Annotated in this window: 10 protein-coding genes; 2 read left to right on the forward strand and 8 right to left on the reverse strand. The window is 64.2% G+C overall.

The genetic code is table 11. The annotated features are described in order from the left end of the window. The 6 genes from V6M39_RS01060 to galK all read right to left on the reverse strand — a co-directional run. A partial coding sequence (locus V6M39_RS01060) for a substrate-binding domain-containing protein (RefSeq protein ID WP_332641799.1) occupies window positions 1-444 on the reverse strand: 444 nt, incomplete at its 3' end. Window positions 445-576: 132 nt separating this feature from the next. Then, window positions 577-1,422, reverse strand: coding sequence for a formyltetrahydrofolate deformylase (gene purU, locus V6M39_RS01065; RefSeq protein ID WP_332641800.1), 846 nt, complete (start codon window positions 1,420-1,422; stop codon window positions 577-579). 33 nt (window positions 1,423-1,455) lie between these two features. Further along, window positions 1,456-2,964: a DHA2 family efflux MFS transporter permease subunit gene (locus V6M39_RS01070; RefSeq protein ID WP_332641801.1), complete on the reverse strand. Its 1,509-nt coding sequence runs from the start codon at window positions 2,962-2,964 to the stop codon at window positions 1,456-1,458. Window positions 2,965-2,985: 21 nt separating this feature from the next. Then, window positions 2,986-4,101: a GNAT family N-acetyltransferase gene (locus tag V6M39_RS01075; RefSeq protein WP_332641802.1), complete on the reverse strand. Its 1,116-nt coding sequence runs from the start codon at window positions 4,099-4,101 to the stop codon at window positions 2,986-2,988. 13 nt (window positions 4,102-4,114) lie between these two features. Further along, window positions 4,115-4,954, reverse strand: coding sequence for a prephenate dehydratase (locus V6M39_RS01080; protein WP_332641803.1), 840 nt, complete (start codon window positions 4,952-4,954; stop codon window positions 4,115-4,117). A 12-nt stretch (window positions 4,955-4,966) separates the two neighbouring features. After that, the gene (gene galK / locus V6M39_RS01085) at window positions 4,967-6,061 is read right to left on the reverse strand and encodes a galactokinase (protein WP_332641804.1); all 1,095 of its coding nucleotides are present in this window, start codon (window positions 6,059-6,061) and stop codon (window positions 4,967-4,969) included. Window positions 6,062-6,101: 40 nt separating this feature from the next. Here galK and trpS point away from each other — a divergent pair, with 40 nt between their 5' ends. Both trpS and V6M39_RS01095 read left to right on the forward strand, forming a co-directional pair. Next, window positions 6,102-7,115: a tryptophan--tRNA ligase gene (trpS, locus tag V6M39_RS01090; RefSeq protein WP_332641805.1), complete on the forward strand. Its 1,014-nt coding sequence runs from the start codon at window positions 6,102-6,104 to the stop codon at window positions 7,113-7,115. Then, the gene (locus V6M39_RS01095; protein WP_332641806.1) at window positions 7,112-7,636 is read left to right on the forward strand and encodes a 2'-5' RNA ligase family protein; all 525 of its coding nucleotides are present in this window, start codon (window positions 7,112-7,114) and stop codon (window positions 7,634-7,636) included. Before trpS ends, V6M39_RS01095 begins: the two co-directional genes overlap by 4 nt. On the opposite strand, the gene V6M39_RS01100 is transcribed toward V6M39_RS01095, so the two are convergent. Both V6M39_RS01100 and V6M39_RS01105 read right to left on the reverse strand, forming a co-directional pair. Then, window positions 7,633-8,304, reverse strand: coding sequence for a hypothetical protein (locus V6M39_RS01100; protein WP_332641807.1), 672 nt, complete (start codon window positions 8,302-8,304; stop codon window positions 7,633-7,635). The two genes, V6M39_RS01095 and V6M39_RS01100, sit on opposite strands and share 4 nt — an antisense overlap. 19 nt (window positions 8,305-8,323) lie before the next feature. After that, window positions 8,324-9,226, reverse strand: coding sequence for a LysR family transcriptional regulator (locus V6M39_RS01105; RefSeq protein ID WP_332641808.1), 903 nt, complete (start codon window positions 9,224-9,226; stop codon window positions 8,324-8,326). Window positions 9,227-9,406 lie beyond the last annotated feature (180 nt).

Genomic DNA, 9,406 nt, shown 5'->3' on the forward strand with positions numbered 1-9,406 from the left:
ATTGGGCGTCACGATGCCGACACCGTCTTTGGCGAGGTCGTTCCAGCCCCGGATGTTCTTGGGGTTGCCCTTGCGGACGACCAGGACGACGACGGAGTCGGTCACGATGCCCTTGTTGGGTCCGGCATTCCAGTCCCTGGCCACCACGCCTGCCTCTACGAGGCGCGCCACATCTGGAGTGATGGACAAATGGACGTAGTCGGCCTTGAGGCCCCTGGCCACAGCGCGGCTTTGGTCGCCAGATGCGCCATACGACTCCCTCCAGGTCGTGCCTTTGCCCTCGGCAGTCTTGGCGAACTCTGCCTGCGCGGCGTCGTTGGCAGCCTTGGGAACCGCGAATCCTACGAGGGAGAGCGTGTCTTGATTCCCGCTGCCGCCGGGCGCACAACCCGCCAGCACCGCCGCGCCAAAGGCGACTGCGGTTGCCAAGCGGATGGTCTTCATGTTCCTGCCTCTGGGTCAGGCACGCCACGGCGCGTGCTCTGGCCATCAAGTTAGGCGTCGGAGAGGCGCGTTCTGCACATGACCACAATGTGGACAATTCATCCAGCCTGCGAGATCGCGGTGTAGCGCCGTTCAGTCGAATACGACCGTGCGTGGTCCGTTCATCAGGACCCGTGACTCCGCGTGCAGCTTCACTGCGCGCGAAAGGGTCTGCGCCTCCACGTCGCGCCCGACTCGAGCAAGGTCGGCGGCTGACATCCGGTGGTCGACTCGCATCACGCCCTGGTCGATGATCGGGCCTTCATCGAGCTCGGTCGTGACGTAGTGGGCTGTCGCTCCGATGAGCTTGACGCCGCGATCATGCGCCTGTTGGTAAGGCCGCGCCCCCTTGAAGCTCGGAAGGAAGCTGTGATGGATGTTGATCGCCTTGCCATCGAGTGCCTGGCACGTCTCGTCAGAAAGGATCTGCATGTAGCGGGCGAGCACGACCAGTTCGATGTCGAGCTCGTTGACCAGGCTGAGAATTCGCGCCTCGCTAGCCGCCTTGTCATCGGATGGCACATGGATGAACGGGATCTCGAATGCCGAGGCAAGGCGCTCGAGGTCGCGGTGATTTGAGACAACTGCCGGTATCTCGATGCCGAGCGAGCCGGTGCTCTGGCGATAAAGCAGATCGTTGAGACAGTGGCCTTCCCGAGACACCAGTACCAAGGTCCGGACCGGCGTCTCGGCCACGACGAACCGGTAGTCCATCATGTGCTGCTCAGCGAGTTCTGCGAATCGCGCGCCCAGGTCTTCGGGCGGCGGATTGGACGGCAGGGTGAAATGCACGCGCAGGAAGAACTCGTCGTCGCTCGTGTCGGAGAACTGTTGGCTGTCCAGGATGTTGCCACCAGATTCGGCAATCCACCGTGTCACCGCGTAGACCAGTCCCGGTCGATCAGGACAGGAAAGGATGAGCACGAACGTCAAAGGCACCAGGCCACTCTAGGGCCGCGGGTGGCCGCGTCGCTAAGGAGCGACCGTCGGCTCAGGTTGCGCCATGGGTTGGCGACCATGGCCGGCGTGGGTCGGACGCTGGAAGAAGAGCACCAGCACGATGCCGATCACGAACGCCAAGACTGGCAGCAACAACGACTGGGCCATGGCATCGGAGAACGGTCCCTGCACTGCGGCGGGCATTGCCTGGTCGGACGACTGGAAGGTCTCGGACGAACCCGGCAGGCCGTTGGCGGCAAGGCGGGCCTGGATGATGGCTGCGATGGCAGCACTGCCGAGGACGGCACCCACCTGACGCGTGGTGTTGTAGACGCCGGCACCCGCGCCTGCCGAGCTCATGGGCAGGTTGCGCGTTGCTGTTGCACCGAGTGGAGCCCACAGACACGCGTTGGAGACACCGAACAGAGCCATCGGCAGGATCAACTGCCAGACAGGAGTGTCGGGACCGATGACTCGCGAGAGCCAGAACATCGCGATCGCTGCGGTGCCGAATCCGACGAGCGTGATGCCACGGGGGTGTACGCGGTCGACCAGCTTGCCGACGAAGGGCGCCAGCAGCATGAGCACGATCGCCATCGGCGCCATCAGGAAAGCTGACTCGGTCGGGGTCCAGCCGCGGACTCCTTGCGCGTAGAAGAAGAACGGGAGAGACATTGCGGTGATCGCGAGTGAGACCAGGGCGATCCCGGCGTTGCCGAGCGAGAAGTTGCGATCGCGGAACAGGCCGAGGGGTACGAGGGGCTCGGTCTTGATGCGGCTCTGCCACCACAGGAATCCGGCGGCCACCAGCAGTCCGGTGACGATCAGGGCAGGGACAGAGATGATGCCTTCTATCTGGCCCCAGTCGTAGCGCTCGCCCTCCTGGATGCCGAACACCAGGAGGAACATGCCGACGGCGCTCAGTCCAACGCCGACCCAGTCGAAGCTGTGCGAGTGGGTGGCGAGCGCGGGCACGAGGCGCCATGCCAGGACGAAGGCGACGACGCCGACGGGCACGTTGATGAAGAAGATCCACTCCCAGCCAAGCGTGTCGACCAGGACGCCGCCGAGAATCGGACCGACGAGGGTGGCGACACCAGCGGTCGCTCCCCAGAGGGCCATTGCGCTGCCGCGATTGGCGGGAGCGAACGTCCGGGTGATGACCGCCATGGTCTGCGGCGTCATCAGCGAGGCGCCGACACCTTGAACAACTCGAGCAACGATGAGCATCTCGATGCTGCCGGTCAGTCCGCACCACAGCGACGCGAGGGTGAAGATCGTGAGCCCGATGAGGTAGACGTTCTTGGGACCGAAACGGTCACCGAGCCGACCTGTCACCAGCAGCGGCACGGCGTATGCCAGCAAGTAGGCGCTGGTCACCCAGATAACGGTGCTGACATCCGACTCGAGCTCACGCGCGATCGCGGGAGTCGCGACGGACACGATCGTGTTGTCGACCAGAATCATGAAGAAGCCGATAACCATCGCCCAGAGTGCCGGCCAGGGCTTGTAGTCAGCGGGCAGGTCAGTCTGAGCGCTCATACCCGCAACTCTAGATCGCGCCTACGACAGGCGGAGGAGCTCGTAGCCGTGCAGGTCGACGTATGTGCCGTCGCCGAGTCGCTCGGCGAGCCTCTGTGTCCCGTAGCGACTGAATCCGGCGGCCTCTGCGACCTTGTTGCTCCCGTCGTTGCCGTCGGCGGCATACAGGACGAGGCGGCGGCGATCGAGCCCTTCGGGGCTGAATGCATGAGCGACCACGAGCCGCACGGCCTCAGTCATCACGCCCTTGCCGCGGGCGTCGGGATGCATCCAGTAGCCGATCTCACCCGAGGTCGGATTGGGCCCGCGCATGTCCATCACCGCGACATTGCCGAGCAGCTGGTCGGTGACCCGGTCGGCGATGGCCCACGTCGCCTTGATTCCTGTGGCGGCCTGCCAGATGCAGGTGTGGACGTATTCGCGCGCCGACTTCTCCGTGTACGGGTGGGGGAGGCTGTTGAGCCAATGCTGTGAGTCGGGGTCGCTGCACGCCTCGGCGATACGCGAAAGATCGGCCTCGGTGTTGGCGCGCAGAATCAGCCGATCGGATTCGAGCACCGTCGACTCGGCCCAGTTCGTACGAGGGATCGGGGCGTCCCCGAACCGGATCGATGCAGTCCAGGCGTCCAGCACAGCTCCACGTTCGAGCAGGCTCCCCGGCGCCGTGCCGTGAAGGACGAATCCCGCGGAGTGCGCGACGCGCAGCGACGCCTCGTTGCCGACGTGCGACCTCCAGTGGACGATCTCGATGCCTCCCTCGTTGAACGCCCAGTCGACGGCGAGCCGTACGGCGCGAACCATGAGTCCTTTGCCACGCGCCCATGGGTGGAGCGCGAAACCGATGTCACCGATCGGGGCGTGACGGATGTCGACGTTGCCGGCGAATCGGCCGTCGGCCTCGATCGCCCAGATGCGGTTGGTGCCCTCATCCCAGCCGCGCGGGATGATGCCGAGCGCGAAGTCCTCGCTCATCTCCCTCGTATGAGGAGTCGCGATCGACGTCCACCTAACCATCTCGGGATCATTGGCCATCTCGAGCATCGCGTCGATGTCAGCGGGTACGTGAGCTCGCAGCGTCACCAGACCGTCCGACAGCACCGGCACGTTGAGGGGCCACACCATCTCTGGCCCGTTCATGGGAGGTGCCGGGTCATGCGCGGTACGGATCGGCGGGGTAAACACCCAAAATCGTCACGTCAGTGGTGAAGAACGTGAGCTCTTCGAGCGCACGTTTGAGCGGCAGGTCATCTGGATGCCCGTCGACCTCGGCAAGGAACTGCGTCGCTGCGAATTCACCACCCACCATGTAGCTCTCGAGCTTGGTCATGTTGACGCCGTTGGTCGCGAATCCGCCGAGTGCCTTGTAGAGCGCTGCGGGCAGGTTGCGCACGTTGAAGATAAAGCTCGTGACGACGGGACCGTTGCCGGCTGGAGCAACCTTGGGATCACGCGAGAGCACCACGAACCGCGTTGTGTTGTGGTCCTCGTCCTCGATGTCTGTCGCGAGTACGTCGAGGCCGTAGATCTCGGCGGCGAGCGGCGGCGAGATCGCGGCCTGGGTCGGATCGGCGGCATCGGCAATCTCACGGGCAGCGCCAGCTGTGTCGCCCGAGATCACCGTCGTGAGGCCGTACTTCTTGATTACTTTGCGGCATTGACCCAGCGCGTGAACGTGGCTGTGCACGGTCTTGATCGTGTCGAGACTCGAACCAGGCACGCCAAGCAGGCTGAACTGAATCCGGAGGAAATGCTCGGCGATGATGTGCAGCCCGGACGTCGGCAGGAAGTGGTGGATGTCAGCGACACGACCGGCGATCGAGTTGTCGATCGGGATCATTGCGAGCTCGGCTTCGCCCGACGCGACGGCGGCAAAGACGTCCTCGAACGAGGCGCAGGCCACGGCCTCGGCGTCGGGGTAGTTCTCCCGCGCCACGATGTGGGAGTTCGAGCCAGGCTCTCCCTGGTAGGCGATCCGAATGCTGGTGTTCACGCAACCAGTGTTTCAGACGAGATGCGCGCCATCGGCTGCGTGCACGACGAATGCCTCCGGTGCTGCCCAGTCGCGGGCGGCATAGCGTGCTTCGACGCGCTCTCGTACGGTCGCAACCTTGTCGAGCGGCACGAGGGCGATGACGCTTCCGCCGAACCCGCCGCCGGTCATGCGCGCGCCCAGCGCGCCGGCCTCGATCGCCGCCTCAACTGCGGTGTCGAGCTCTGGGCAACTGACCTCGAAGTCGTCCCGCAGCGATTCGTGCGATGCGGTGAAGATGGCACCGAGCTGAGGCCAGGCGCCACGGTTCAGCGCGCTGACGGCGGCTCGTACGCGAGCAGTCTCAGTGAGTACGTGTCGTGTGCGCGCCTTGAGCACCTCGTCGGTGAGCTTCACGGTGGCGTCGAGGCCTGCCTGCGAGAGGTGCTCGAGACCCAGCTCAGCTGCTGCTCGCTCGCACTCTTCGCGGCGTGCGGCGTACTCGCCATCAGCAAGAGAGTGGTGTGCGCCGGTCGCAATGACGAGCAGGACCAGGCCAGCGTCGTCCCATCCGAGTGGCACCGGCTTGGTCGTCGGGGGAGCGGCGGCGGTGTCGATCAGGACCGCGTGACCGACCTCTCCGTGAAGTACGGCGAGCTGGTCCATGAGGCCGACCGGTGCTCCGACGAACCCGGACTCTGCACGCTGCGCGATCACCGCGAGGTCCGCCTTCTCCAGACCGAGACCGAAGAGCTCATTGATTGCTGCGGCAATGCCGCACGTCACCGCGGCCGACGACGACAGTCCCGCACCAGACGGCAAGCCCGACTCGATGACGATGTCGACGCCACCGAACGTCTGCCCGGTTTCGGCGAGGCTCCAGATCGTCCCGGCGGCATACGCGGCCCAACCATCGACGTCGCCGGGCTGGACTGAGACCGGGAAGGATGCCTTGGCTGAGCCTGCTCGATCGGTCCACACGTTGACGATGTCGTCATCGCGACGGCGGATCTTGACCGTCAACGTTCGGTCGATCGCCATCGGGAGGACCGGTCCACCGTTGTAGTCCAGGTGCTCACCGATGAGGTTGACTCGCCCGGGCACGATCCACTGGCGCACGTCGGTCACCCCGTGACTCTAGGACACGGGTGGCTGGCAGAATGCGCACATGCCTGCTGACCGCCGACCTCGCGTGCTGTCCGGTGCCCAGCCGACTGCCGACTCCTATCACCTGGGCAACTACTTCGGCGCTTTCCGCCAGTGGGTTGCCCTGCAGGATGAGTTCGACGCGTTCTACTTCATCCCCGACATGCATGCGATCACGGTCGAGTACTCGCCAACGGATCTTCGCGAGCGTACGTACATCGCCGCCGCCCAGATGCTCGCCGCCGGTGTCGATCCCGAACGCAGTGCACTCTTCGTGCAGAGCCATGTGCCCGAGCACGCGCAGCTTGCGTGGGTGCTTGGTGGCATCACGGGATTCGGCGAAGCCAGCCGGATGACTCAGTTCAAGGACAAGTCGTCCAAGGGTGGCGCCGAGAGCTCTTCGGTCGGTCTGTTCACCTACCCGATCCTGATGGCCGCCGACATCCTCATCTATCAGGCTGACCAGGTTCCGGTCGGCGAAGATCAGCGCCAGCATCTCGAGCTCGCCCGCAACCTCGCACAGCGCTTCAACCATCGGTTCGGCGAGACGTTCAAGGTGCCTGAGGCCTACATCGTCAAAGAGACAGCCAAGATCTACGACCTGCAGGATCCGACGGTCAAGATGAGCGGTTCGGCGGCCTCGCACAACGGCGTCGTCAATCTGACCGACGATCGCAAGAAGGCAGCCAAGAAGGTCAAGTCTGCTGTCACCGACTCAGGCGACGAGGTCCGCTTCGACGAGAAGGAGAAGCCCGGGGTTTCCAATCTCTTGGTGATCTACTCGGCGCTGACCAAGCGCACGATCGCCGACATCGAGCGTGAGTACGTCGGTCAGCAGTACGGCGCGTTCAAAGTCGCGCTGTCTGAGCTGGTTGCCGACTTCGTCGGTCCTTTCGGCGAGCGCACCCGCGAGCTCCTGGACGATCGTGCTGAGCTCGACCGCATCCTCAAGGCTGGCGCTGAGCAGGCCCGAGCCGTAGCGGCGCAGACCCTCGAGCTCGTCTACGAGCGCTCCGGATTCGTACGTCCTACATGACGCAGACCATCGGTGTCGCCATCCCGATCCCGGAGCCGTACGGCACGCTGCTGCGCAACAAGCGCGCGGAGTTCGGCGATCCAATGGCCCGTACGGTTCCGAGCCACGTGACGCTGATCCCTCCCACTGAGGTGACCGAGGCTGAGCTCGTCGGTGTCTGTGATGCGCTCGAACGCGCCTCGGCAACGCTGCCGCCGTTTCCGATGCGACTGCGAGGTACGGCGACGTTCCGGCCGATATCTCCGGTCGTCTTCATCGCGGTCAGCCAGGGCATTTCCTATACCGAGATGCTGGCAAAGTCCGTACGGTCGGCGCTCAAGGTCGAAGAGCCCGAGTTCCCGTTCCATCCGCACGTGACGATCGCGCACAACCTCGACGATGTGAGCCTCGACCGTGCATACGACGAGCTCAGTGGATTCGAGTGCCAGTTCACGGTTGACGGGTTCGCGCTCTATGAGCACGACGACGTCGACGGTTGGGCCCCGAAGCGTACGTTCGCTCTCGGCCCCGAGCCCCGCTAGGCGACCTTGTCGACCTTGTCGACCTTGTCGACCTTGTCCAGCTTGGCGAGCGCGAGGTTCATGTAGCGCCTCATCTTGCGATCCGGGATGGCCGAGCCAATCCTGAACGAAAAGATCGAGACGACGTTCTGACCAACTCGCACGGCTGCGAAGTCAAGAAACATCTTGGTGTCGCCGATGACACCGACAGCTTGGTAGGCGGCGGAATCGTCACCTATGTTCTCGTAAGGAACCAGCTTGAGGGTGAAGCGAACTGAGACGTGCTTGCCGTCACCCAACCTGAAGCGGTCGCAGGAATAGAGCATCTTCACGTCCCGGTTGAATTCGCGCTCGGCGTCATCCTCGGCGTACGACTCGATGCCGTGCCCGATCGTGGTGGACTCGTCGGGCGACGAGTAGGAGCGTTCGAGCATGGTCGGCGCGTCGTCATCGACGCCGTAGATGAGTCGCTTGCATGCCTTGGACCCTCGAGTCATCTTGATGTCGTCGTCGCCGGTCGGCTCGTCAGAGTCACGGGTCCACCCCTTCGGGAAGTCGGCACGTGTGAGCAGTGCCTTCTTTGCCTCGGCCTTCGTGAGCGGTGGCGCCGGCGACTCACCGATACCAAGAACGCTGCACGCTGCGAGGGTGAAGAAAAGCATGCTCGAGACAAGGATCCGAAGGCGCATACGGCAGCGTATTGGCTTGCTAGGTCACCTTGATGTTGGCGCCGACGGTCGTCAGGTGCTCGAGCAGCTCCGCTTTGAAGGCGCGGGCCGCGAGTGGCAGCGCTTCGGAGCTGCGGTGTGCCAGCGCGATGACCCGGTCGAGCGGGGGATTGTCGAGCTGGGTGGCGCGCAGCTGTGGGCGATTGGTCAGGACCATGCTCGGTACGACCGCATAGCCGAGCCCGGACTCGATGAACCGCAACACCGTGCTCATCTCCCCACCTTCGACGGCGAATCGTGGCTCGAAACCGGCGTCGCGGCAGACTCGGAGGGTGACGTCGCGAAGGTCATAGCCCTCACGGAACATCACGAGCGGCATGTCCTTGATGTCCCTGACGTCCATCCGCTCGGGAAGATCGGAGTCAGCGGGACTTGCGAGCACCAGCTGCTCGCGGAGCACCGGTGTGGTCTCGATGTCTGGGTCGTTGGTGCTGAGCGGAACGATGAGCAGCGCAACGTCCAACCGCCCCTGCGCCAGTTCGCGGGTCAACACCTGTGAGCCGGCCTCCTGTACCTCGAGGTCGATGTCGGGATATTTGCTGTTGAACCTCTGCAGCGCCTCCGGTAGGAGGCCGTCACAGAGGGAAGGGGTCGCGCCGAGTCGTACACGACCGCGTCGCAGGTTTGCGACCTCCTTGACGGTGCGTTCGGCGCTCTCGACATCGATCAGGATGCGCTGAGCATGGGGGAGCAGGGCCGCGCCGGCACTGGTCAGCTCGATCGCGCCACGGTTTCGTACGAACAGGGGAGTGCCGAGGGAGTTCTCGAGCACCCGAATCTGTTTGGAGAGGCTGGGCTGCGAGACACCAGTGAGCTCGGCTGCCCGCGTGAAGTGCCGTGTACGTGCGACCGCAACGAAATAGCTGAGCTGCTGGATCTGCATGGCTCCATTCTTCCATAGCCATTGGCTATGAAACGTCGCCTCACTATGACTTTGCGCGAATGAGCGGACAGTCCTAAGGTGTGGGCCGTGACCACCACCTCACCAGCTCCCTCGTCTGGAGCACCGTTGAAGGGGCCCAATGGGGCCGGACGCGCGGCAATTGCCGCCCGAACTCTGCGC

It is taken from the genome of Aeromicrobium sp. (genome assembly GCF_036675695.1).
Taxonomy (GTDB): Bacteria; Actinomycetota; Actinomycetes; order Propionibacteriales; family Nocardioidaceae; genus Aeromicrobium.